This is a genomic window from Mesorhizobium sp. M1312 (genome assembly GCF_040318115.1).
Classification (GTDB): Bacteria; Pseudomonadota; Alphaproteobacteria; order Rhizobiales; family Rhizobiaceae; genus Mesorhizobium.
The window spans coordinates 1-23,831 of record NZ_JAMYLQ010000008.1; the positions used below are offsets into that span (position 1 = coordinate 1).

Genomic DNA, 23,831 nt, shown 5'->3' on the forward strand with positions numbered 1-23,831 from the left:
AAAGGCGGATATCAGCGTAGCCTGCGAGCGCATGGTTCTGCATCGTCTGAAAGGCATCGATAAAAGCGGGCCGGCAATCGGGATAGATGAAATGATCTCCGCCATGGACGGCAGTGGCCACAGCATCGGCCTGCTGCGCGGCGGCAACCCCGAAGGCGATAGCCAGCATGATGGCGTTCCTATTCGGGACCACCGTGATCCTCATGGAGTCTTCGGCATAATGCCCGTCGGGCACGTCCACATTGTCGGTCAGCGCCGAGCCGCTCAGATTGCGGCCGACATCGCGGATATCGACGATCTGGTGCGGAACGCCCAGCCGTTTGGCGCAGATAGAGGCGAAGCCGAGTTCCTTCTTGTGCCTCTGGCCGTAGTCGAACGAAAGCAGGCCAATAAGTTTCTGCTCGGTCGCCACCTTGTGAGCGAGCGAAACAGAATCCAATCCGCCGGAGCAGATGACGAGGGCATTCATGGTTTGAGTCCTTGTTTTGACCGGGTAAGGCTGCGACCGGAGATTTCTCTGCGCTCCCAGTACTGCAACGGGTCGGTTTTGGGAATGCGTAAGGTGCGATTTAACGCAACCATTGTGCCGCTCGTGGCGCCCAAAAGGGAAATTCTGCGCAAATTGTCCTTTTTGCGCGATTGGGTGGCCGACAGCAGAAGCTGGTATTGACTGTGTCGCCGTCACCGTTGATAGCACGGCAGAGACGCCCCTGGCCGCGAACCTTGAAGCTGCGATGAGAGGCGAAAGAACCGCCGGGGTCGGGTAGCCATCGACGCTGGTTCCAAGGCCCGCTTGCAGGCGCTGACGGTCACCTCGATGACACCCGACTGGGCTTACTTTCAGTTCTGCGCACTTCGCTGTCCCGGCCGCCTTGATCCGACGCGTAGAGTTTATTCTGGAGGTCACTTTGGGATTTGTGGCGGAATAACTCGGCGTGGAGGTCTGTCGGTATGGGTGCGATCCGAACTACAATGTTGTTCGGCCGGAATCCTCCATGACTAGCCCAGCATCTGACGGGCCGACAAAGGGCAGCTTTCAATCCTCACGCAGTCGATCCTACCGCTCACGCCGGCTTTGGCGCAGCACCCATAGTAGGCGCCGCTTCCATCGGTCCCTCGTCGCCGCCGCTTCCTTCTACCGGTCTCTGACTGCAGCCGATGGGTGCGATGCCTCCGGATCCCACGCTTCCTCGACCGGGCGAGGCGCCAGACACCGTCTTTCGTCGGCGCCGTGCGGCTTATGCGGCGCGCATAATCAGGGCCAGGCTTTCGGCACCATCGGCGGATGGTCTCGTAGGAAACGACGATCCGGCGATCGCAGCATTTCCTCGACATCGCGCAGGCTCAGATTGAAGCGGAAATAGAGCCAGACAGCACGGGCCACGATTTGGATCGGATAGCGGTGGTTCTTGTAGGTCGGTGCACTTGCGAAAACATGGACCACGTTGGGTCGGCGATTTCGCAAGGGAACGTCGCGTTTTTCGTTATCTTCGAATTTTGGAGCCCTTGGTTTCCCAACTTTGCGGTCAAAATTTACCTTTTCCGAATTGTTCGGTGCTAGGGGACCACGCAGCGACTACTCTAGCGCGGGGGAGTGACAGAGTGATGCAGCGTCTGTCTGCCGCAAGGTTCGGTGACCTTTTGGCGGGGGATCTGCGGGCTTTTGGCGGACCCTCGACGATTGAACCGCTTGCCGGCCGCATTAGGGCGGAGCAGGTCAGTATCGTGCTTCGCAACACGCTTCTTGGCATGGTTGCGAACATACTTAATGCGGCCACTTTTGTTATGGCGGTTTGGGGCTCGCCCGACCAAACGAAAGCCATTCTGTGGGCGAGTGTCATCATCGTCGCTGCTGGGTTCGTAGGCCTAAGAGCGAGATCATCGTTTCAGTCAGTCAAACCGAGGTCAGTGTCTCGCCGGACAACGCAAAGCCTGGTGCGGAACGCCTTCTTGTTCGGCACCTGGTGGGGAGCACTTCCCGTTCTGTTCTTCAGCGGGGCAACAAGCGCAGCCCAGGTCGTCATTACCTGCCTGAGCGCGGGGATGATCGCAGGCGGCGCCGCTTCCTTTTACACGATTCCCATTGCGGCCATCGCGTATACGCTACCGATCTTCGTCGGTTCGGCGGTCGCGATTGTGTGGGTGGAAGACGCCGTCAACCTGCCCGTCGCAATCCTGATAGTGAGTTACGCCATCACGCTGTTTCGTGCAGTGCTTGCCCACGCAGTCGAATTCACCCAACGCTTCATTCTGCAAGCGGAAAGCGAAAATGCCATTCGCAGGGATGTTCTAACGAGTTTGCCGAACCGGTTCAGCTTCAATGAGCGGCTGGAGAACGCGTTGGTGGCCGCAAAACAGTTTGACCAGCACTTTGCGTTACTTTTGTTCGATCTTAACAATTTTGACGAGGTGAATGATCGCTTTGGCCGAGCAATAGCGGATGCCCTTTTGGTCGAAGTGGCTGCGAGACTTCGGAAATCGACGCGGGGGAGCGATGGCATTGCCAGATTGGAGGGCGACGAATTTGCGATAATCGCCACGTGCGATATCAGGCCAGACCAAATCAGCTGCTTAGCCAAACAGATCATAGATGCCATGTGCGCCCCGTTCTTGATCGAAGGGCGCGAAATATATTGCGGGGCCTCTCTCGGTATTGCTTTGGCACCCACTGACGGTTTGGATGCCAACCAACTCCTGCGGTGCGCCGACACCGCGCTATACAGGGCTAAGACGCTAGGGGCGGGGTCCATCCAGTTTTTCAGCGCAAGCGACGATGGAGCTGCTGCAAGGCGCCATGCCCTTGAACGCGATCTGGCATCTGCGCTCGCCAACGACGAGCTTTGGCTCGCATTTCAACCCTTTCTCGACCTCGCGAGCGATCGCATTCGAGGTTTTGAAGCGCTGCTGCGGTGGCAACATCCGACCCTTGGCGCGATCCCACCGTCGGAGTTCATAACCATCGCTGAAGAAACGGGTTTGATTCACTCCATCGGATACTGGGTCATCAAAACGGCTTGTTTGGCGGCTGCGCGCTGGCCGCGCGACTTGCGGGTCTCCGTCAATTTGTCGGTAGTGCAGCTTAAGAATAAAGCCTTGCTGAATGAAATTGTGGGGGCCTTGGCTGAAGCCGGTTTGGAGCCTCGAAGACTGGAAGTTGAGATCACGGAATCTGTGCTGATCTCGAACTTTGAAGAGACTATTTCTTTATTACGATCGTTGAGTTCTCTGTCCGTAACAGTTGCTCTTGACGATTTTGGCACTGGCTATTCGTCACTCACTTATCTTCGTAAACTGCATCTTTCGCGGCTCAAGATCGACCGCTCTTTTGTCCAGGATATGCTGACTGATGCCGACTGCGCCGCGATTGTAAGATCATTGATTGAGCTGGCGCATGAGCTTCGAATTGAGGTAACAGCCGAAGGCGTGGAAACTCCCGAACAGCTCGACTATCTGCGCCGCGTCAGATGCGATGAAGCTCAAGGCTATTTGATCGGGAAACCCGTCCGGATAGACGACATTCTTGGCATTGCTGCGAAGCCGTCTGGTCAGGAGCCAAGTACTTGAATTGCAGGACCGGCACTTTGAGGGCGATGGTTTGGTTGTCTCGTATCCCGACGGTGGCGGCCGCGTTGCTGAGGTAGGCCGACGGCCGCAATTCCTAGTGCAAGCACTAGGAGCAGCCCTGTGACAAAGCATCAGATCGAGGTGATCACGTCGGTCGAGCGGCGCCGGCGCTGGTCTCGAGAGGAGAACGAGCGGCTGGTCGCAAGCGACGTTTGAGGCTGGGCCAGTGTTTCGGAGATCGTGCGGTCGGCCGGTATGCATCTGAGCCAGCTTTTCCGGACAGGGGGAACCGCATCCTGTGGCCGGTCAAGGTCGGAAGATGTATCAGCGTTTCGTCCGCAATGGTCGGAACAATGTTAGGCTGGCGCGGGGCGGAGGGCATTGTCGACATTTCACAGTTCGCAGCGGAGCCGGCTCGGCTCGGCAAAGAAGACGAACTGGGCCTATTGACGCATGCGCCTTTCGGGGCGGAGGGATGACCGGCTTGCGGAGATTTGAGAGGCCGCATCGCCGCAGCTCAGAGCGTATCGTATTCGACGTCAATGAGGCGGCCGCTATCCTGCTGCGCGATCTTCATCGTCAGACCGAGAAACGGAAGGTAGCGATGGACGCCTGTCTGCAGGTACTGCGTGGTGAGGCTCATCCACCAGCTGCTCGAAGAGCTTCGTGGCAGCCGCGCTCGAAGCAAAGATCCTGCGCAGCGATTAGTCCCTGCACTGGATCTCGAGCCGGCGACATCGCCGACCGCAAGCTCCAGCTCGAGATCGATGGCCTCCGCTGAGCTCGCCTCCCGACGCGACCGGCCCGCCCCATTCTGCAACGAGCTGTGGACCACAGGCTCCTTACAACCTTCGGTAACGATGATCAAAGCGGATTTTCCGCTTAAGGGCTTTATTCAAGTTTTGGCCGTAGATTTTCTTCCCAGACGGGTGATCCTCCTGCCTGGAGGACGAGCATGTTGAAAATCTACACTTGCATTGCGACACATCATGATCTGCGTCTGGTCGCGCTAGAGCACGTCCTGTGATCGATAAATCAATTGTGATGTGACGGCTGCGTTTTGTGGTGATTCAACATCCACCTCGATGGAGGTGGACGATGGGAAGAGCATTGAGCGGGGATCTTCGGTCGCGGGTCTTGAAGGCTTCGGGCGAGGGCATGTCGGCGCGGCAAGCGGCGGCGCGGTTCGGCGTGGGAGTGTCCAGCGCGATCCGCTGGATTGCGCGGACGAAGATCGGTGAACTGGCGCCACGCCCGCAGGGCCGCCGCCGCGCCTCCAGCCTCGATGCGCATAAAACCTTCATCGTCGGGCTGATCGAGGAGCGCAAGGACATCACGCTGAACGAGATGGTGGAGCGGCTCGTCGCCGAGCAGTCGTTGCGGATCAGCCGCAGCGCCTTGAGCGCCTGGCTTCGCGGCCACGGCTGGACATTCAAAAACGTATGGCCCGCCCGTCGGCAAGAGGTTTATTTCTGATGGCGGCTGGTCTGCATCAACGTATACGGCGTGTCGGCTGATTGCCGTCGCCAAGATGGAGATCCGCACGCTCCGGGCCTCATAAAAGTCACGGCGTCGAAGCGCCATCTTTGAACCAGGCTTCCAGAACGTCGGTTCGACCGTCAGGCCATCTTTCAAAGTCCTCCCGCAGACATCATCGGTCGGGCGGCGTCCATTCGTGCCGCCGCTGACCTAATTGTTTCAGGCTGCTGCCGTGGCTCGGTCGGCCTCGAAGGGTGCCTCGCGACGCAATGTCACCCATGCGATGCGGGCGAGTTTGTTGGCCAGCGCCACGACCACCATGTTGCGATGCCGCCTGACGAGCAGGCTGCGCAGCCACGCGCCCAGCAACGTCTGGCTTCGGGCCAGCGACGGCAAGGCCGCCCTTGCCCCATGGATCAGCAGCGTGCGCAGGTATTTGTTGCCGCGCTTGGAGATGCCGAGCAGCGTGGGTTTGCCGCCGGTGGTATGTTGCCGGGCCACGAGCCCCAGCCATGCGCCGAGATCACGGGCTCTTGCGAAGGTCGTGCCGTCCCCTGCAGCGGCGACGAGAGCGGTGGCATTGAGAGCACCGATACCGGGGATCGTCGTCAGGCGCCGCGGGACGTGGCGGTCGGGGCCTTGGCGCTCGATTATCAGGGCGAGAGGCTCAGGGCGACGCTCGACGTCATCGGACAGCGGGAAGATTTCCAGGCGCCGCAACGCCCGTTCTTTCCGCTTTCCGGTTTCGCAATACCAGAGGCGCCAGACGGCCGGCTTAACGTTCAGCAGCCGTGGGAGTGGTCCAAGAGCGAAGATCTGTCCTTGCTGGGACGCATCGAATGACCTCTCCGACCAGGTGACGGTGTTGCCGCTGCCGGCGGGGGCAACTCGCGCATCGAGCGACTCTTCGGGACGCCGGTCATCTTGAACTCGGCTGGGGACGTCAGCATCACGCCGCAGAACTACGTCTTCGACATTGACAGGACCACGGCGGAAACGGGCCTGCGCGCCAGCTTTGACACTGCCGCAATCGCCCATTCCGTCACGCTCCAGGCAAATCATTTCAATCAGAGTCTCGACCGGGGCTTCAATTCCGGGACGGCTCAACTCAGCAATATCTACAATCCTGTCGCCCGGCCCTGGCAAGACATACCAGCGCCCGCTTCGGTGCCGAAGGTTTCCGAGAGCGAGTTGTACGGATTTTCGCTCGCCGACACCTTGTCCATGCTTGATGAGCGGGTGCAGCTAACCGTCGGAGCGCGCTGGCAGCATATCGCGTCGGAAAATTTCAACTCGACCACCGGCGCCGTCACATCGTCCTCCGATGAAGGCGTATTCACACCGCTGGTCGGCCTGGTAGTCAAGCCGTGGGAGAACGTGCAGTCGGCGCTCGACCCAGCGCGGCTTGAGCTGGAAATAACAGAAAGCGTGCTGTTCGACGACTTCTCGCGGGCAAGTTCAATCCTCAGGCACCTCAAAATCGCTCGGAGTAAAGATCGCCCTGGACGATGGGACAGGCTATTCGTCGCTTTCCTATCTCCAGTCTTTCCCTTCGACAAAATCAAGATCGACAAGTCATTCGTTTGGATGGTTCAGCAGAATCCGCAATCGGCGGCCATCATCCGCGCCGTTGTCGGGCTGGGCCGAGACCTCTCCATGCACATTCTTGCCGAAGGCGTCGAAACGCTCGATCAGCTGAGTTTTCTTAGGGACGGGGGCTGCAGCACTCTGCAGGGGTATCTGATCGGAAGGCCTTACCCGATCGAGCTGTATGCGAAGGAGGTCGGCAAACGCGCCGCGGGTCAATCGAATGTTGAAGCGGCGGAAGCGCTGGCGATGAGAACAGGCATCACCGGCGACCAAGCTCAAGACCTCATCGACCGCCTCGGTGACGATCCGCTGGCACTCGATGAGGCGGCGCGGAGCCTTAGGGCATCCGAAAGGTAACCGCCGGCTGTCCAGGCAGCCCGTCGCTGTACTCGACACATCGCCGCAGATCTTCAATTTCGCGGTGTCAGTTTATGCGCTGCGTAGGGCGAATGTCAGCAGTCTCTCTCGGATTTTTCCTTGGTCTATATTAGTGGATCCCTGCAGCAGGTTGTCGATCGAGCCGCCCTTGACGTTTATATGCTGCCCAAGCCTCGGCGGGCACTGCCGAATCCGCCCGGGCCAGCCAGTCCGCGCGCTCAGCCTCGGTGAGTGAATTCCACCACTGCATACCGGCTATTTCGTCAGCAGTCGGATTCCGGTTCGGTTCGTCTGCCATTTTCTTGTCCTTGCAAAAGACTTGAGCGCCAGGGGCCCACAACTATCAGAACGGCCAAAAAGCCGACCAAAAATGGCCAGCCCCCATCGGGTGATCCAGGTTGAATGTTAGTGCATGCTTGGTTTTTGCGCTACGGCCGGGGTGGCCGGCGAAGTGGGTCCGGGTTGCGCAGCCGGCCACAGGATCGCCTCTGGTGCCGGGGGGTTGTAGCCCAAAGATGAATGCGGTCGCACCGTGTTGTAATGCTGCCGCCATCCTTCGATGACGATCTGGGCTTCCTTCAGCGTGTAGAAGATTTCGCCATCAAGCAACTCGTCACGGAGCTTCGAGTTGAAGCTCTCGCAATAGCCATTCTCCCAAGGACTGCCAGGCATGATGTAGGCGGTCTTGGCTCCGACAGCGGCGATCCATCCACGCAACGCTTTGGCGATGAACTCCGGGCCATTGCCGGATCGAATGTGGCCGGGGATGCCGCGCAGGATGAACAGGTCGGACAGAATGTCGATCACGTCGACGGCCTTCAACTTCCGGCTCACCTTGATAGAGATGCATTCCCTTGTGAACTCGTCGATCACGTTGAGCATGCGGAACTTCCTTCCGTTGTGGGTGCGATCCTCGACGAAGTCGTAAGACCAGACATGGTTGGGATACTCTGGTCGCAACCGGATGAAGGAACCGTCGTTCAGCCACAGACGGCCTCGTTTGGGTTGCTTTTGCGGAACTTTCAGCCCCTCGCGCCGCCAGATCCGCTCGACCCGTTTGACGTTCACCACCCAGCCAGCACGGTGCAGCATCGCTGTGATGCGGCGATACCCGTAGCGGCCATATTGGACAGCGAGCGCAATGGGTCGGCGGTCAAGGCAGCTTCATGATCTGGTGTCGTCGGAACCTTGCGCTGCGTGGAGCGGTGCTGACCGAGAACCCGGCACGCCCGTCGTTCGGGAACGCCAAGTTCAGCAACAACATGATCCACGCAGGCACGGCGACGCGCGGGGCTTAGAAGTTTCTCCGCGCAGCTTCTTGTCCAGCGTCAGGTCGGAGACGGCGCGCCGAAGCCGGGAATTCTCCGTCTCAAGTTCTTTCAGCCGCTTAACCTGGTCGCCCTTCAGGCCCCCGTATTCCGACCGCCAACGGTAATATGTTACTTCCGTCACACCTATCGATCGGACCGCTTCCGCGACCGATTTACCCTGCACTGCCGACGCTTCGTGACGATCTCTTCCGCAGCGTGTCTCTTTCTGGCCATTTCTTCAGTCCTCCATCGGCTCGAAAGCCATACATCAGGGAGGACCACTTTTCAGGGGGCAGACCAGCCAAACCCCTCGTCACCCTTCGGGTCGCTTCTCTGGAAAACGTAATCCTGTCGATTAAACGTGGTCCTCTAACGGTCCCGGTCGTCGCGGTCGCGTTCCCTTCTTTTCTAGTTCCTCCCGCTCCAACTCCTCGAGGCGAGGAATGTGCTGTTGCGCCGGATCGGCCGGGTCGTTTCGCCGCCGCGTTGTGCGGCCTCCTTGTCCCTGTTTATCTTATCTGCAGCCGATTTGTAGCATCTCGGTCGACGGCACCAGCTTCGAGAGGGTATACGAAAAGATTCTCGGGCCCTCCCTGGCAGAGCCCGTGATGTCCCCGCCGGTGATTGCGGTGACCTTGTCCAATCGGCTGAGGTTGGCTTGTCCGAACCTCTTTGCATAGCTGAAGCACTTCAAACGGAAAATCGCGGTTCAAACACCTCCGCCACAGATCTCGTCCATGGAAGAACGAAGAAATGACTTGACCACTACCGGCAATTAAAGGGCCGATTGGCACACGGCATCAGAGGCTCTTCGAATATGTGCAGCCTTCAGCTTGCCCATCTGGGCCGCGCGACACGGTGATGCGATCAATTTGCGGAGAATGAGGCGCCAGGTTGTCCCAGATCCATTTGGCGATGTTTTCCAAGGAGGGCACCGCCAAACCGTCAATGTCGTTCAGGTATGTATGATCGAGGACTTTTTGCACCGAACTAATCCTCGGCTCTACCTCGTAAAGATTGGCCGGCCAGCCAAACACTGCATCAGGTGAGCCCCTAAAGTGGACTCGAACCCTGAAGGTGTGGCCGTGTAACCCGGAAAATGGCTGCAGCTGGTGGGCGGCCTCGAATGTGAACTCTTTGTAAGTCTCGACCATGGCGACGCTGGCAGAACGTTCCAAAATCCACTCCTTAAAACGCCAAGGCCGAGCTTCTGACACTCTGGCCGTTCAGTGTCAAACGGACTGCCGACCCCTGGCCCAATGAAATAGTCATTAGGTCGGCGATTTTACGCGCGCAATTAACCCGGCGTTCAAGGATCGCGACGACATTGAAAGCGGGTAGTGAGGCAAAGGATAAAATGATGTCAAGGATTCGCGGCGCACTCGCCTTAGCTGTTGCGCTTATGCTGCTGACCGTATCTCCGGCGCATGTTCAGGATCAACAGCTGCTGCCGCCAAAGGAGACGCCAATCCTGTCAATCGAGGGCAAGATCCGAGTGACTAACGCCGACGGTGTGGCGCAGTTCGATCGTGCGATGCTTGAGAAGCTTGGTATGACCACATTGACCACCACTACGCCCTGGTTCACCGGACCGGTTGAGTTTGAGGGCGTCTTACTCAAACGGATCATGGCGCTTGTCGGAGCGCAAGGCACGGAAGTAGTCGCCATAGCGCTGAACGACTACCGTACGACAATTCCTCTTAAGGATTTTGACGACTTCGAGGTGATATTAGCGCTGAAGCGCAATAAGGAATACATGTCGATTAGTGATAAAGGGCCGCTCTTCGTGGTGTATCCGTACGACAGTGCTCCAGAATTGCATACCCAAAAATACTATGCACGTTCGATTTGGCAACTTACACGCCTAATTGTGCGATGAATCAAAGCAATGGACGCACCGTCGCGCAGCAGCCCGATGGGCTCGTCTCATCCGCTAAAGACAGTTCTCAGCGCTGCGATCATTGTTCTCGGGTTTAGCGCAGTTTATCTTTCGGTGCTCATCCTCGAGCGTCAGGAGAGGCTCGCCAAGGTTTCGCGCTACAATGTGGCCTGGAGCGCAGGTCAGGGCGTGAACGAATTTTTGCGGCTGCGTCAGCGTATCAGCGATTTGGCTAGCGGTGAAGGTTCGAAGCAAGAGGCGCAGCTTCGATTTCAAATCGTCAAGAACCGGCTTGAGCTGTTTCGCAGTGGTGAGTTTCAGCCCTTTGTGCGGGAAGCAGACGACCGGCGAACGACGGTGGAATCACTATCAAGTTTCATCCATCGCGCTGAAATGCTGATCGAGCAGGTGGACGATCCAGCAAGTGCACGAGCCATCCTGTCAGAGATGGTCCCTCTGGAAGGAGACCTCATCGGTCTCGCCGCGGAGGCCAATAATTACGGCGGCCAACAGGTAGCGCGCGACCAACAAGAACTTCTGAAACTGCATTGGACGTTCTCTGCCCTGGCTTGGGGCCTCGTACTCTGCACGTTTGTCCTTATCGTGCTGTTGGAAAGACGAAATCGACTTCTTATCCAGGCTCAGCAAAAACTCCACGCGCTCAATGCGACATTGGTGCAAACGGGCGAGGACCTTGAGAAGGCCAATTCTGCAGCGCATGCTGCAAATGATGAGTTGATCACGCAGAATCGTCTGTTCGATACGGCACTCCACAACATGTCGCAGGGGCTTTGCATGTTCGGCGAAGACCGCCGGCTTATCGTTAGCAATCGTAGGTTGGCCGCCATGTATGGCCTGTCGCCAGAATTGCTGCCGCCGGGGAGCACCCTTGAGGATATCAAGCTGCTTACGATCCGCACGGGTGTCTGCTCCCGGGAAAGCGCCGAGAACATATATTCGGAACAACTTCGCCTGATTACTCAAAAGGAGCGCGGTACATTACTGCAAGAGCTGAGCGATGGCCGCGTGATTTCAATTTTGCATCAACCGATGAACAATGAAGGCTGGGTGGCTACTTACGACGATATTACCGAACGCCATCACGCTGAGGTCCAAATGGTGCACATGGCGCGCCATGATGCTCTCACTAACTTACCTAATCGGATTCTGCTTCGTGACCGAATGGTGAGTGAGCTGGCGCGGTGCCAAAGGCATCAGCGCTCTGCCGCGGTTTTCTGCTTGGATCTCGATCATTTTAAGAATGTAAATGACACGCTCGGACATTCCATGGGCGATCGGCTACTCTGCGAGGTTGCTGCGCGCATCTCAACCATCATTCGCCGAGAGGACACTGTGGCTAGGCTGGGAGGCGATGAATTCGTGATCCTGCAGGCGGACGTCACACAGCCAGCAGACGTTGATCAACTTGCCCAACGTATAATAAGGGTTCTTAGCGAACCATACGAGCTCGATGGGCATCAGGTCGTTATCGGGGTGAGCGTCGGTGTAGCCGTAACGTCGGGGATTGCGGACGACCCTGATGCACTTCTGAAAAATGCCGACTTGGCGCTCTACGGAGCCAAGGAAGATGGGCGTGGCACATATCGCTTTTTCCAGCCCGAGCTAAATGCGCGTTTTCAGCGCCGTCGGGCGATTGAACTCGATTTGCGTGCGGCCGATTTTGACCAGGAGTTCGATGTCGTATTCCAGCCAATCATGAACATTCACACGCTGCAAGTTACCACACTTGAAGCACTGTTGCGGTGGCCGGGATGCAGACACGGGCCAGTCGAAACCGAGGAAATCATCGCCATCGCCGAAGACACAGGCTTGATCGTTAACCTAGGCGAGTGGGTGTTGGAAAGAGCCTGTCGAGCAGCTGAAAATTTGCCGGGCGAGCTCAATTTCGCCGTTAATCTATCACCAACGCAGTTCCTGCGAGGCGATGTCGTGGGGATGGTCTCCAGAGTACTCGCTGCTACGGGATTTCCTGCTAGTCGCCTTGAACTAGAAGTGACAGAAACCTTGTTGCTTGAGGACAGCCACCGGTCGTCCTGTGCGCTCCGGGATTTGCGCGCGATGGGTGTCCGCATATCGCTCGACGATTTCGGTACGGGTTATTCCTCACTCGGTTATCTCAGAAAGTATACCGTGGACAAGATCAAGATAGACCGGTCTTTCGTGGAACAAATCTCCACAAATCACGATCACATGGCGATCGTGCACGCGATTGTCAGTTTGGCCCATGCTTTGGGCATGAAGACCACGGCTGAAGGAATAGAGACTGAGGATCAGCTGGAAATGGTTCGCGCTACAGGTTGCGACGAGGTTCAGGGGTATCTATTCAGCCCACCAAAATCGCTAGCTGAAGTAACGGACTCCCTCGGCAATCATAGCAGTAAAGCGGCTGCCGCGTAGCGCTGTTAGCCCTTGCCGTGATGAATCTCGCCTCCCGTTTGAGATGTGTTTCACGGTCTCGGTTGAAGGAGGCCGTGATGGGTGATTTGTTTCTGCTGAGCGAGCGCCAGATGGCGCGGATTTCGCCGCATTTTCCGCTGCCGCACGGGGTGCTGAGGGTCGATGACCGACGCGTCGTCAGCGGGATCGTCCATGTGATCCGCAACAGGCTGCAGTGGAAGGACGCGCCGTCGGGCTACGGTCCGCACAAGACGCTCTACAACCGTTTCATCCGCTGGAGCCGGCTCGGCGTGTTCGACAGGATCTTCGCAGCGCTGGCCGGCGAAGGTCCTAAGCCCGAGCGCATCATGATCGACGCGACCCATCTGAAGGCCCACCGCACCGCGGGGATGTGTCGCAAACTTTTCGGTAACTCGACTGCGGCATGACAGCTCTTCGATTTTCGGGGAGCGCTCAAAGGTTCAAAGGTAGGCACTTCGATCGATCCGTGATCCTTCAGTGCGTGCGGTGGTATCTGACCTAACAATCTGAGCTTGCGTGATCTGGAAGAGATGATGGCCGAGCGAGGCCTGAACGTCGGCCACTCCACCGTGCATCGTTGGGTCGTTCACTTCTTGCCCCAGCTTCTGGAGCGTTTCAACAAACGCAAGCGGACCGTCACCGGCAAGTGGCATATGGACGAGACCTATATCAAGGTTCGCGGCCGTTGGATGTACCTTTACCGCGCCATCGACAGCGTCGGTGACACGGTCGAATTCTTCTTCAGCGAACACCGTGATCTTCCGGCGGCCAAACGCTTCCTGCGCAGGGCGCTTGCCACCATGGACGCCCGAACCGCATCGTCGTCGACGGCAGTCAGACCAATCGTGAGGCAATCCATCGAGCTGGTCCCATGATGCGAAAGCGACAGGCGAGGTTCGCCTACAATCCGAGTCCGTCACTTGCCGAGCAATTCGAAATGCTCACCGCCTGATCGATGCTCCCAGGCGACGCTCTTCCCGTCCACATCCCGGAATTGCGACAGAGCCCGCGGAAGCGGCCGCTGACATCAACTGGCTGGTCGACCCTCGTCTCCGGCATCCGCTCGGTGCGCTCGGAAATGAACGTGCCGCCAGCGGCGATCGCGCCGCTGGTTGTGGTCGGCGCCAATGAGGTGACCCGGGAACGGCTAGTTCGCGAAGACTCGGCGGTCAAGCGGCTGGCGCGCGTCGGCGACATCTCGTTGGCTGACACAGCACCCAAGGGCTCAGCACAGATCATCCTCAACGAGGCGACGATCTGCCTGCCACTTGGCAGCCTGATCGACGTGTCTGCCGAAAAGGCGCGTCTTGAGAAGGCGATTGCAAAAACCGAGCAGGAGACCGCTCGTATTTGCGGCAAGCTTTCGAACGAAAAGTTCGTTGCCAACGCGAAACCGGATGTGGTCGCCGCCGAACGTGAGCGTCTCAGCGAGCTGGAGGGACAATATGCCAGCCTCAAGCTTGCGTTGGCCCGGATCTGCGAAGCAGCCTGAGGAAGACTCAAACTCAGGCTCGGCACGCGGCGATAGTCACGTGCTGTTGCGGTCCCAGGCTCCGCAAGCAGAAACAAGCAGTTTTCCTTCGTTTGTCATGGACAGTTCGACACGGCAGCTTCAATCCTGGAGCAGTCGATGTGTCCTCTGCAGTCCTGTTTTATAGACAACTCGCGGCGGCTTGGCTGTCGATGCTCTTCAAGGCGGGGCCGATCGATCACACTCGCAGCCTATTGTTCTTCTCCGCCATTGACCATCGAATCTTGGTGGACCGTCCGCCTCCGCCCCGCACCATTTGAGCGCGATAGGTAAGTGATCGCTGATGCCCAGATATGTGCCAGCCGGGCTTCAATGACGGGGATGGCGAAAAACTGAGTGCTCGGGCTTGCGGGCCGAGCTTGTCGGCCGCTCGATGGAAAGTGTCATCTGAGGCGGGGACTCTGCCGCGTGCAGTTGGAAGACTCGTTCGTCCAGTTCCTTGTCTACTTCCGTGAGACGATGGTTTAACCGAAGGTAGTCCGTCCAGGTCGGCGTGCGGAACGTTTCTGTCCATTGCATAGGCTTCTGAAGGTTGCGCTGGAGCGTCCAGTTCCGAGCACCGACGCGGCTGTGTACATGACGCCGCTGCCGCATGAGGTCGAGGAAGGCCTCGAGATTTTTCTCGGCTATCAGGTATTCGACCTTAACCACGATCGGGCCGCTTCTCGGCTTCAAATTGAGAGCGACAGCTGGGGCATCGAATTCGCCCAAAGGATCGGGTTCGGATTCGCGGCGCTCTCGAAGAGGAAACAGAACGCCGGCTGCGGCGACGAGCAACAGGGCTCCAGCGGAGCCCTCCAGCGCCCAGGTCAGCGAATGGTTTTCGGCCACCGTGCCCCACACCCAGCTGCCGAGCGCGATGCCACCATCTATCAAAGCATAGTAGATCGAGATCGTGCGCCCCACGACCCAGCGCGGGCTCGCCAGCTGCACGCTCACGCCAACCCCGGACCAGGCGGTGACCCAACCCGCGCCGCCCAAAGCAAGTGCAATTGCCGCCACCGCAATCGAAGAGGTCAGTGCCAGGGAAAGCGAGCACGCCGCGCAGGCGACGCAGGAGAGCCTCATCAGCCGCTCCTGCGACAAGCTCCGTCTGAATGTGCTGTTGGAGATGCCAGCGAAGACGGCGCCGGTCCCGAAGCCCGCCATGAGCGAGCCATAGGCGAGCGGTCCTCCTCCCAACTGATCGCGGACAACCAGCGGCAGCAGCGCGAGTATGGCGATGCTCGCCAGGCCAAAGAGGGTTCCGCGCGCGATCGCCGCCTTGATTTCCGATGACATCGCCGTGAAGCGCAGCCCATCATAGATCGCCGTCCTCATCGGCTCACGCGGCAGAGGCGAAGAACGAACCTTCCACTTGCAGCGCCATATGGTGGCCAGAGGGACCAGGTAGGTGAGCGTGGTCACGGCGAAAGCCGTCATAAGCCCAAACGAAGCAACCACGATGCCGCCGAGTGCCGGGCCCACGGTCCTTACAGTGTTGAAACCGACGGAGAGCAAGGTGACGGCCGCGGGAACATCGCGTCGGTCCACGATATCGCCGACAGACGCTTGCCAGGCGGGATCGTTGAGAGCGCCACCAGATGCGATCAAAAAGCTGAAGCCGAGGATCATCCACGGATTGACAAAGCCCAGCGCCACGGACGCGGTCAGCATCGCGGAGGCAATCACCATAAGGCAGCGACCGGCGAACATGACCCGGCGCCGGCTGAAATTGTCGGCGAGAACTCCGGCGAACACGGATAAAATGAAAGCGGGGAGGTTCGATGAAGCCTGCACCAACGCAACCATCAGATCGGAAGTCGAGATCGTTGCCATCAGCCAGCTGATGGCAACAGTCTGCATCAACCAGCCGAGAGAAGAGACCTGGGTGGCGAGCCAGATCGAACGAAAGGTCGGCTGCATGAGGGGCGCAAACGTCGTCGGCGCAGCCAAATCTTCAACTGATCCAGCTACTCTACTCATTTTTTGCGAGCCTTTGCTTTCCGTTATCGGCCGTTTCGCATGTAATCTCGACTGAACCGTGGCGGCTGGCAACATTGAGAGAAACTGTTTTGCTTCCGACGAATGCGGCCACAGTTCCTTCTGACCAGTGTTTTGCGGCCGAGACGCATGCCCGGGCCGGCTCACCCCGCCTTCGAAGACATCACCTCGGTGGAGCCCGGATTCTTGCTTGTCGTTTGACGCAGCATGCTTCATCAACGGGCACTTTGCCGAGCGATGCCTTTTCGCGAGACGCGCCATGTTCTTTCGTTGAAAACTCACTCATCAGCGGCGTTCGATGCGCTGAGTGTGGCTTGGGGAGAGTGAGGCTTGCAGATCTTTGACAGGATCGATTCACTGATAGACGCAGACGATTGCCGGGCCGCGATCGAAGAGGCGCGCGCCTTGCTACTTCAATTCGAACAAAGGTCTGATGCGCTCACACATGCGATCGACGACTTTCTGCTCGATCTCATGACATTGGCTTTCATTGTTGAATGTTACGGACGCGGCTTTGATCTTTTGGCGCGAACGCTTGCCCGTAGAAGACTGGCAAAGGTCAGGCTTTTGTCGGAAGGAGTCGATTCCGCCAGGGGGAAATGACACCCAAAGGCTGATGGCTCAAGCGGCGATCGCGCCGCGTCCAATCAACGACGTTCCGACCGCCAAAAAAATAGGGCCATCGGAAAACCGAGGCCCTTTAGGTGTGAAGGTCAAAACCTTCAGAGGGGAACAGCTGATACGATGGAATGGGAGGAAACCATCGCGTGCATCAGCTGCAGGCTTAATGGCTAAAAGTTGTGCAATGCGCAAACACATTTTGTGCAATGCAGCTATGCAGGAACGGAGAGGGTCCCTCTCCACCCCCCAAATTTGCGCTTGGAATGTTTGTGCTGCTCGCATGGTGCTGATGAAGGAGATCCTGACGCTCGTGCACCTCCAGCAGGAGCAGAGACGCTCATCGCTCGCTCGGCGGTTTCGATCTCGAATATGAGGGTCAGCGCTTCGGCGGTGAGCTACCGCTAGAGCACCATGCCGATGCGGACCGGCGTGGATTGCGAGATCGGGTGCTGTCACGTTGTTTGAAAAAGGTAGCGGGACCTAATTTAGGCCCACATTCCGGTCACGGCTTTCCATTCCGCCATGGCCTTGAGGCGGTGACTATGGATGGCCAGCGCTGAGTTTTTGGAGCTTAGTGGGACGAAGAGATTTCGCAGTGAAGATGTTGATGAAACGCTGCAGACCTCCAGGCGATCGGAAGCCCTGCATCATTCGCTCTCGTTTTCGCAAAGGTAGATGCGAGTTCTCCGCACGATTGTTTAATCCCTTGTGGGATCGGTGCTCGACGGCTGGCATGACGTCACGCTTGGCCGCACCATATGAGCGCAGTTTGTCGGTAATGATGCGCTTGGGTAGGAGACCTTGCTTCTTCAGCAGGCGGATCAGCAACCGCTTGGCGGCTTTTGTGTTCCTGCGGGTTTGAACAATCTCATCGAGAACACATCCGTCCTGGTCAACCGCACGCCAAAGCCAATGTGTTCGGCCGCCGATGGCAATCACGACCTCATCCAAATGCCAGATGTCACGATGCGACGGTTTCTTGCGGCGCAATTGCTGCGCATAGGCGGGGCCGAATTTCCGGCCCCATCGGCGGATGGTTTCATAGGAGACGCCGCCGCCGCGTTCCAGCAGCATCTCCTCGACCAATCGCAGGCTCAGTGGAAATCGGAAATACAGTTAAACCGCCCGAGCGATGACCTGTGGCGGAAAACGATGGTGCTTATAATTTACGGTCGGCAAGCTCATCCTGTCCGACCTAACAGCCAACCGTTAAACCGAAATAACGTGACAGCACCCGCCGAACCTACCGGATCAGTGTCGTTGCCCGCCGCGATCTCGCCTGGCGCCAGCAGGCACGTCAGCGTCAACTCATCAGCGCTGTAGCTCGGCAGTTCACCGGTGGATCGGATCTATCCACAGCACCTCCTCGGGTGCTTCCACAGGTTCGATGTCGAGATTGACGACCACCGGTTCCTGGCCCGACCTGACAAGAACGCATTCCAGCGTCTCGTCGCGGCTGGCATTGATCTCCTGATGCGGCACGTAGGGTGGCACGTAGATGAAGTCGCCGGGGCCGGCTTCCGCAACATATTCCAGACTCTCGCCCCAGCGCATGCGCGCCTTGCCCTTGACGACGTAGATGATGCTTTCCAGGTCACCATGGTGATGCGCGCCGGTCTTGGCGTTGGCGTGAATGGTCACCGTGCCAGCCCAGATCTTTTCGGCGCCCGCCCGCGCCTTGCTGATCGCCGTCGCCCGATTCATGCCGGGGGTCTGCGCGGTGTTGGGGTCGAGCGAATTTCCGGGGATGACTTTTACCCCATTCTCGCGCCAGTCGACCGGCGCGTGATCGTGGGTATGCTCGTGCTCGTGATGATGGCCGTCGCGGCCGAGGTCTTTGGTCAAAGTCGCCTCTCTCTGTGCCGATCGTATCTAGTCAAGCAGTAGCGACGCGCGCCGTGATTGCCTGGACGGCCGCGATGATATCGGCCGGTTCGGTGCGCACAAGCCAGTCTGGGCTGACATCGGCAAATCGTACCGTGCCCGATTGATCGATGACAATCGCAGCCGGCATCGGAAGCTCCCAGGTTCCCGTTCCGGTAACCTCGCCGATCGGGCTCCCGCTCTCGACCGAAAGGCGGCGCGAGGCTTCGTCGAATGAATAGAGGATGCCGAAGCGGCGTCCCAGTGAATTGCGCGCGTCGGTCGCGATCAGGAAATCCAGTTGATGGCGATCCTTGATGTCGCGCAGCTTTTCGGGAACCTGCGGGCTCACGCCAACCAGCGTCGTACCCAGCCTGCGCAGTTCGGGGGCGAGATGCTGGTTATAATAGGGCAGGGCAATGTTGCAGGCCGGGCAGCCGGCGAAGCGGAAGAAGATCAGGACGAGCGGCCCGTTCTTCAGAAGCTCTGAGAGCGACAGCGGACCGGTATCCACCTCCGTCAATTCGAAAGGTTGAACGGTGTCGCCTGCCTTCACGAAGGCCGAGCGGTCGGCGGTATCGACGAGTAGGCGCCGCTGTTCGACATTGATCTTCAGTCTGTCGTCCGGCATCGTCAGCGCGCGTTTGGCCTGGAATTCAGCGAGCGTCTGGGTGAGCGATTGCGCTTGTGCCATCGGTCTTCTCCGTCGGTGAGGATTGGCCGCCAAAGCGGTACAGGCGATGGCGAGCCCATCGCGTTCCACTCAGGATAGAGTTGCAATGTAGCGGCGCGAGATAAAAAATTGCGCGGACGATTTCGCCGCGCAACGAATTGTCTAATTCGAGCGGACAGATCGCGGCGTTTTGCCGAACCTTGATCGGCAGGCAACCGAAATCGGCAAGCCAAGGCACGGCGAACACTGCTCCGGTCCGGCACGCAGTGCGTCGGAAAGCGGATGCCCGCGGTTCCATGAACGGCTCCGTACCAAGCATGATTTTCTAACGGACCGCGAACATTCGGAACGTCCCGGACTCCTTGTATCCTAATTCTATAAATATTGTAGATATTCAGATATCGAACGCCTGATTTGAATTGGCGTAACACGCCACGATCTTGAAAAAGTGCTGGAATTTCAACGGTGAAGGGAACTTGCATGTCTGGTGCAGAATTGGTCGGCCTGGTCGGAAATTTCAGTCGCCCCTCCAAGTCTTATGCGCTGGTAGAGACGGTTGCCGAATTGGCAGCCGAGCAATACGGCTTTCGCACACAGCTCCACGACCTGACCGATATCGGTCCTTCTCTGGGCAATGCTCGTCATTCCAATGACCTCGATGCAGTTGCACGACAGGCAGTGCAGAACATGATTTCGGCTGATGTGCTCGTGGTCGGATCGCCGACCTATAAGGGCAGCTATACCGGGCTGTTCAAGCATTTCTTCGATCTGGTCGACCCGCTCGCTCTACAAGGCAAACCGGTGATCCTGACCGCGACCGGAGGCGGCGATCGGCATGCGCTGATTGTCGAGCATCAGCTGCGCCCGCTGTTCGGCTTCTTTATGGCGCATACGCTGCCGAGCGCAGTCTATGCCGCCGACCGCGATTTCGCCGAGTATCGCCTCGTCTCCGAGCCCATCCGCCGCCGTGCCGAACAGGCCGTTGCGGAGCTTGGGGCATTCTTTTCCTCGATTTCGAATCATACGGCGATGGCTGCCGAATGAGACCCTCTTCTTTCACAGCGGGCATGCCAAAATGACGGTCACGCCGCTTCGTCCAAAGTCGAGCACGGCTACTCCCAGCGCTGTGGAGATTGCCGCTGCACTGGCAGGCGTCTTTGCCGAGACAGCCGGCGATTATGACGAAGGTGCGGCATTCCCGCACGAAAACATATTCCGGTTGCATGATGCCGGCCTTATCGCCCTGACGGCGCCGGTTGAATTCGGCGGCGCGGGCGCCGGCCTCGCCGAAGCATCCGAGGTGATCCGCGAAATCGCGCGTGGCGAGCCGTCGACCGCGCTCATCCTGATCATGCAGTACATCAATCTTGCAACGCTGCCCAAGAGCCGCTGGCCGGAGCATCTCGTGCGCAAGGTGGTGAGTGACGCTGTCGAAAACGGCGCCCTGATCAACGCGTTCCGCGTCGAGCCTGAGCTCGGTACCCCCGTGCGGGGAGGGCTGCCCGCCACCACTGCGCGGCGTACGGCCGACGGCTGGTCGATCAACGGTCGAAAAATCTATTCGACCGGCGCGGAAGGCCTGAGTTGGGCGATCATCTGGGCGCGTACGGACGAAGCCGAGGCGCGCGTCGGCGGCTTTTTGGTTCCCGCCAATGCTCCTGGTCTACGGATCGAGAAGACCTGGAATCCGCTCGGTATGCGCGCCACCGGAAGCCACGACGCCGTCCTGGAAAATGTGCGGGTTCCGCTCGATCACGCCGCCGATATCCGACTTCCGTCCGAGTGGGACACGCGCGGCGAGGGACAGGCGGCTTGGTTCGGTACGCTGCCTGGCGCGCTTTACACCGGCGTCGCGGAAGCAGCGCGCGACTGGCTGGTGCGTTTTCTCAAGGAGCGCGTGCCGACCAATCTTGGCCAGCCGCTGGCGACCGTTCCTCGCATCCAGCAGGCGGTCGGTGAGATCGAGGAATTGATCGCTGTGAACCGCCGGCTGATTTCGTCGGCGGCGCGCGATGTCGACGAGGGCCGCCCTTTCACCTTGTCTGAAGCCGGCTTGATCAAGGTCGTCACCACGGAAAACGCGATCACCGCAGTGGAAAAAGCGCTGAAGCTCACTGGCAATCATGGCATCTCACGCCACAACCCGCTCGAGCGCCATCATCGCGATGTGCTGTGCGGCCGCATTCACAGCCCCCAGGAAGACACGGTCCGTCTCGGTGCGGGCCGTCTCGCCCTGGGCATTTGACAAACAATTGACGGAGGTTTTCATGCCAGTCGAATTCATCGGTTATATCGGAAATTTCAACGCCTCGGAGACGATCGCACGCTCCGGCCCGATCGTTGACCGCAATCATATCGCGGCGGCTGCCGCCATTCATGAAAATGGCGGGTTCGACCGGGTGCTTCTCGCGTTCCATTCGACGTCGCCGGAAAGCATTCTGGTCGGCCAGTATGTGACGAGCCTCACGCGAAATCTGAAGCTGATGATCGCCCATCGGCCGGGATTTACCGCACCGACTCTGGCCGCGCGCCAACTGGCGACGCTCGACCACCTGAGCGACGGCCGGGTCTCTGTCCACATCATCACCGGCGGCAACGATCAGGAACTGGCGCAGGACGGCGACCACCTGACCAAAGACGAACGCTACGCCCGCACAAGCGAATATCTCGATATCGTGCGGCAGGAATGGACCAGCGAAAAACCGTTCGACCATGACGGCAAATACTACCACGTCACCGGTGGGTTCTCGGAGATCAAGCCGCAGGGGTCGGATGGCATTCCAATCTATTTCGGCGGCTCGTCCGACGCGGCGATCGCGGTCGCCGGCAAGCATGCCGACATCTACGCGTTGTGGGGCGAGACCTACGCGCAGGTGTCGGAGACGATCCAGCGCATCCGCGCTGCGGCGGCTTCCCATGGCCGCTCGCCACGCTTCAGCCTGTCGCTGCGTCCGATCCTTGCCGAGACCGAGGAGGAAGCGTGGGCGAAGGCCGACCGCATCCTACAGCAGGCCAAGGCCCTGCGCGCGTCTGGCGAGCGCCTGATAAACGTCAATGCGAAAAGCGGTTCTGGCCAGCCACCGAACGAAGGCTCGCGCAGGCTGCTGGCAGCAGCCGCGCAAGGCGCGCGGCTCGATAAGCGGCTTTGGACGGAAATCGCTGCTCTGACCGGCGCGGCCGGCAATTCGACCTCGCTGGTCGGCACGCCCGACCAGGTCGCCGACGCCATGCTCGACTACTACGACCTCGGCGTCACCACCTTCCTGATCCGCGGCTTCGATCCGCTCGAAGACGCCCTCCACTACGGCCGCGATCTCATTCCCCGCGTGCGCGCCCTCGTCGCTGAACCGGACAATGCGGCGGCGGCTGCCCAGGCAGCGGAATAGTTCCCGGGCAAGGCCAACGGGCTACGCGCTCCCATCATCCAGCACGGCATCCTCAGGAGAAACGAACATGACTTGGAAGACTATCGCATCGGCACGCAATAACTCCTTTATCGGCGGATTTGACCGCCGCTCGTTCCTGAAGACGGCGGGAGCGCTCGGGCTGGCGGCTCCGCTAGGCGCATTGTCGATCGGTAGCCTCGCAGCGCAGACCGCAGCACCGGCAGGCGAATTGAAAAAAATCAAATTCGCCACCAACGCCTCGGCGATCTGCCTCGCGCCGGTGTTCGTCGCGCAGGAGCAGGGCATCTTCAAGAAATACGGGCTGGAGGTCGAACTGATCAATTTCGGCGCTTCCACCGAGGCGCTGCTCGAAGCCATCGCGACAGGCAAGGCGGATGGCGGCGTCGGCATGGCGCTGCGCTGGCTGAAGGCGCTGGAACAGGGCTTTGACGTCAAGATCACGGCCGGCACCCATGGCGGCTGCTCGCGTCTCGTGGCGCTCAAGTCAGCCGGCATCACGGACCTCAAGCAACTCAAGGGCAAGACGATCGGCATTTCCGATCTCGCCAGTCCCGGCAAGAACTTCTTCTCGATCCTGCTCCACAAGGAAGGCCTCGATCCGGTCGCCGACGTCGAATGGCGTCAATATCCGGGCGAGCTGCTGCAGCTTGCCGCCGAGAAGGGTGAAATCCACGCCATCGCCGATGGTGACCCCAAGGCCTATTTCTGGCTGCAGGATCCCAAATACCTTCAGATCGCGTCCAATCTCGATCACGGCTTCGAGAACCGCGTCTGCTGCATCGTCGGCCTGACGGGCAGCCTCGTCCGCGACGACCTGCCGACCGCATCGGCGCTGACCCGCGCGCTGCTGGAAGCGCAGGATCTGACCGTCGCCAAGCCGGAGATCGCCGCCAAGGCGTTTCTACCGAACGCCCCCAAGGACAAGACAATCGAGCAACTGGTCGGCGTGCTGCTCGACCAGACGCACGGCCATAATCCGACCGGCGCGGATCTGCGCCAGGAAATCGCGCTCTATGCGCAGGAGCTGCGCGACGTGCAGGTCTTCAAGAACTCGACCGATCCGCAGGAATTCGCTGAGCGCGTCTATGCCGACGTGCTGACGGCATAAGGGGGC

14 protein-coding genes and 9 pseudogenes are annotated in these 23,831 nt (G+C 59.0%); 13 read left to right on the forward strand and 10 right to left on the reverse strand.

Annotation, left to right across the window (positions count from 1 at the left end; translation table 11 throughout):
• On the reverse strand, positions 1 to 469 hold a 469-nt coding region (locus tag NKH36_RS11735; RefSeq protein WP_352962101.1), incomplete at its 3' end, for a 7-cyano-7-deazaguanine synthase.
• A gap of 731 nt (positions 470 to 1,200) precedes the next feature.
• Positions 1,201 to 1,444: pseudogene (locus NKH36_RS11740) on the reverse strand (IS6 family transposase); the annotation flags it as partial.
• A gap of 161 nt (positions 1,445 to 1,605) precedes the next feature.
• Here NKH36_RS11740 and NKH36_RS11745 point away from each other — a divergent pair.
• Complete coding sequence (locus NKH36_RS11745) at positions 1,606 to 3,564, forward strand: putative bifunctional diguanylate cyclase/phosphodiesterase (RefSeq protein ID WP_352962326.1); 1,959 nt, start codon at positions 1,606 to 1,608, stop codon at positions 3,562 to 3,564.
• A 517-nt stretch (positions 3,565 to 4,081) separates the two neighbouring features.
• Here NKH36_RS11745 and NKH36_RS11750 read toward each other — a convergent pair.
• On the reverse strand, positions 4,082 to 4,207 hold the full coding sequence (locus NKH36_RS11750) for a hypothetical protein (RefSeq protein ID WP_352962103.1): 126 nt from the start codon (positions 4,205 to 4,207) through the stop codon (positions 4,082 to 4,084).
• 455 nt (positions 4,208 to 4,662) lie between these two features.
• Here NKH36_RS11750 and NKH36_RS11755 point away from each other — a divergent pair.
• Positions 4,663 to 4,998: pseudogene (locus NKH36_RS11755) on the forward strand (helix-turn-helix domain-containing protein); the annotation flags it as partial.
• 264 nt (positions 4,999 to 5,262) lie between these two features.
• Here the strand turns inward: NKH36_RS11755 and NKH36_RS11760 are convergent.
• A pseudogene (locus NKH36_RS11760) lies at positions 5,263 to 5,661 on the reverse strand (transposase); the annotation flags it as partial.
• A gap of 3 nt (positions 5,662 to 5,664) precedes the next feature.
• Between NKH36_RS11760 and NKH36_RS34815 the strand changes: the two are divergent.
• Positions 5,665 to 6,990 (forward strand): annotated as a pseudogene (locus NKH36_RS34815) (TonB-dependent receptor domain-containing protein); the annotation flags it as partial.
• A 426-nt stretch (positions 6,991 to 7,416) separates the two neighbouring features.
• Here NKH36_RS34815 and NKH36_RS11775 read toward each other — a convergent pair.
• A pseudogene (locus NKH36_RS11775) lies at positions 7,417 to 8,555 on the reverse strand (IS3 family transposase).
• A gap of 566 nt (positions 8,556 to 9,121) precedes the next feature.
• Positions 9,122 to 9,499, reverse strand: coding sequence for a 6-carboxytetrahydropterin synthase (locus NKH36_RS11780; RefSeq protein ID WP_352962105.1), 378 nt, complete (start codon positions 9,497 to 9,499; stop codon positions 9,122 to 9,124).
• 182 nt (positions 9,500 to 9,681) lie between these two features.
• On the opposite strand from NKH36_RS11780, the gene NKH36_RS11785 reads away from it, so the two are divergent.
• The 5 genes and pseudogenes from NKH36_RS11785 to NKH36_RS11805 all read left to right on the forward strand — a co-directional run.
• Complete coding sequence (locus tag NKH36_RS11785) at positions 9,682 to 10,200, forward strand: putative pterin-binding protein (protein ID WP_352962107.1); 519 nt, start codon at positions 9,682 to 9,684, stop codon at positions 10,198 to 10,200.
• Positions 10,201 to 10,209: 9 nt separating this feature from the next.
• Complete coding sequence (locus NKH36_RS11790) at positions 10,210 to 12,618, forward strand: putative bifunctional diguanylate cyclase/phosphodiesterase (RefSeq protein WP_352962109.1); 2,409 nt, start codon at positions 10,210 to 10,212, stop codon at positions 12,616 to 12,618.
• A 77-nt stretch (positions 12,619 to 12,695) separates the two neighbouring features.
• A pseudogene (locus tag NKH36_RS11795) lies at positions 12,696 to 13,004 on the forward strand (transposase); the annotation flags it as partial.
• Between the two features lie 38 nt (positions 13,005 to 13,042).
• Positions 13,043 to 13,495 (forward strand): annotated as a pseudogene (locus NKH36_RS11800) (IS6 family transposase); the annotation flags it as partial.
• A gap of 158 nt (positions 13,496 to 13,653) precedes the next feature.
• Positions 13,654 to 14,131: pseudogene (locus NKH36_RS11805) on the forward strand (valine--tRNA ligase); the annotation flags it as partial.
• A 348-nt stretch (positions 14,132 to 14,479) separates the two neighbouring features.
• On the opposite strand, the gene NKH36_RS11810 reads toward NKH36_RS11805, so the two are convergent.
• Positions 14,480 to 16,135 (reverse strand): MFS transporter, encoded by a 1,656-nt coding sequence (locus NKH36_RS11810; RefSeq protein WP_502912025.1) that lies wholly within the window; start codon positions 16,133 to 16,135, stop codon positions 14,480 to 14,482.
• A 348-nt stretch (positions 16,136 to 16,483) separates the two neighbouring features.
• Here NKH36_RS11810 and NKH36_RS11815 point away from each other — a divergent pair, with 348 nt between their 5' ends.
• Positions 16,484 to 16,756, forward strand: coding sequence for a hypothetical protein (locus tag NKH36_RS11815; RefSeq protein ID WP_352962111.1), 273 nt, complete (start codon positions 16,484 to 16,486; stop codon positions 16,754 to 16,756).
• 503 nt (positions 16,757 to 17,259) lie between these two features.
• On the opposite strand, the pseudogene NKH36_RS11820 reads toward NKH36_RS11815, so the two are convergent.
• From NKH36_RS11820 to NKH36_RS11830, 3 genes and pseudogenes are all read right to left on the reverse strand, one after another.
• Positions 17,260 to 17,959, reverse strand: a pseudogene (locus NKH36_RS11820) (IS6 family transposase).
• Positions 17,960 to 18,106: 147 nt separating this feature from the next.
• Positions 18,107 to 18,619: a cupin domain-containing protein gene (locus NKH36_RS11825; RefSeq protein WP_352962113.1), complete on the reverse strand. Its 513-nt coding sequence runs from the start codon at positions 18,617 to 18,619 to the stop codon at positions 18,107 to 18,109.
• Between the two features lie 31 nt (positions 18,620 to 18,650).
• Positions 18,651 to 19,331, reverse strand: a complete 681-nt coding sequence (locus tag NKH36_RS11830) for a peroxiredoxin-like family protein (RefSeq protein ID WP_352962115.1) — start codon at positions 19,329 to 19,331, stop codon at positions 18,651 to 18,653.
• Positions 19,332 to 19,790: 459 nt separating this feature from the next.
• Here NKH36_RS11830 and msuE point away from each other — a divergent pair, with 459 nt between their 5' ends.
• From msuE to NKH36_RS11850, 4 genes are all read left to right on the forward strand, one after another.
• Positions 19,791 to 20,354, forward strand: a complete 564-nt coding sequence (gene msuE / locus NKH36_RS11835; protein WP_352962117.1) for an FMN reductase — start codon at positions 19,791 to 19,793, stop codon at positions 20,352 to 20,354.
• 31 nt (positions 20,355 to 20,385) lie between these two features.
• Positions 20,386 to 21,555 carry an acyl-CoA dehydrogenase family protein gene (locus NKH36_RS11840; protein ID WP_352962119.1) on the forward strand — a complete coding sequence of 390 codons (1,170 nt, stop codon included), beginning with the start codon at positions 20,386 to 20,388 and terminating at the stop codon, positions 21,553 to 21,555.
• Between the two features lie 22 nt (positions 21,556 to 21,577).
• Positions 21,578 to 22,696 carry an LLM class flavin-dependent oxidoreductase gene (locus NKH36_RS11845; protein ID WP_352962122.1) on the forward strand — a complete coding sequence of 373 codons (1,119 nt, stop codon included), beginning with the start codon at positions 21,578 to 21,580 and terminating at the stop codon, positions 22,694 to 22,696.
• A 67-nt stretch (positions 22,697 to 22,763) separates the two neighbouring features.
• On the forward strand, positions 22,764 to 23,825 hold the full coding sequence (locus tag NKH36_RS11850) for an ABC transporter substrate-binding protein (RefSeq protein ID WP_352962125.1): 1,062 nt from the start codon (positions 22,764 to 22,766) through the stop codon (positions 23,823 to 23,825).
• Positions 23,826 to 23,831 lie beyond the last annotated feature (6 nt).

Coding starts and splice junctions, on each gene's coding strand:
- NKH36_RS11745 (WP_352962326.1), top strand. CDS start 1,606: ATGCAGCGTCTGTCTGCCGCAAGGTTCGGTGACCTTTTGGCGGGGGAT.
- NKH36_RS11830 (WP_352962115.1), bottom strand. CDS start 19,331: ATGGCACAAGCGCAATCGCTCACCCAGACGCTCGCTGAATTCCAGGCC.
- NKH36_RS11790 (WP_352962109.1), top strand. CDS start 10,210: ATGGACGCACCGTCGCGCAGCAGCCCGATGGGCTCGTCTCATCCGCTA.
- NKH36_RS11845 (WP_352962122.1), top strand. CDS start 21,578: ATGCCAGTCGAATTCATCGGTTATATCGGAAATTTCAACGCCTCGGAG.
- NKH36_RS11810 (WP_502912025.1), bottom strand. CDS start 16,135: ATGAGTAGAGTAGCTGGATCAGTTGAAGATTTGGCTGCGCCGACGACG.
- NKH36_RS11850 (WP_352962125.1), top strand. CDS start 22,764: ATGACTTGGAAGACTATCGCATCGGCACGCAATAACTCCTTTATCGGC.
- NKH36_RS11840 (WP_352962119.1), top strand. CDS start 20,386: ATGACGGTCACGCCGCTTCGTCCAAAGTCGAGCACGGCTACTCCCAGC.
- msuE (WP_352962117.1), top strand. CDS start 19,791: ATGTCTGGTGCAGAATTGGTCGGCCTGGTCGGAAATTTCAGTCGCCCC.
- NKH36_RS11750 (WP_352962103.1), bottom strand. CDS start 4,207: ATGAGCCTCACCACGCAGTACCTGCAGACAGGCGTCCATCGCTACCTT.
- NKH36_RS11785 (WP_352962107.1), top strand. CDS start 9,682: ATGTCAAGGATTCGCGGCGCACTCGCCTTAGCTGTTGCGCTTATGCTG.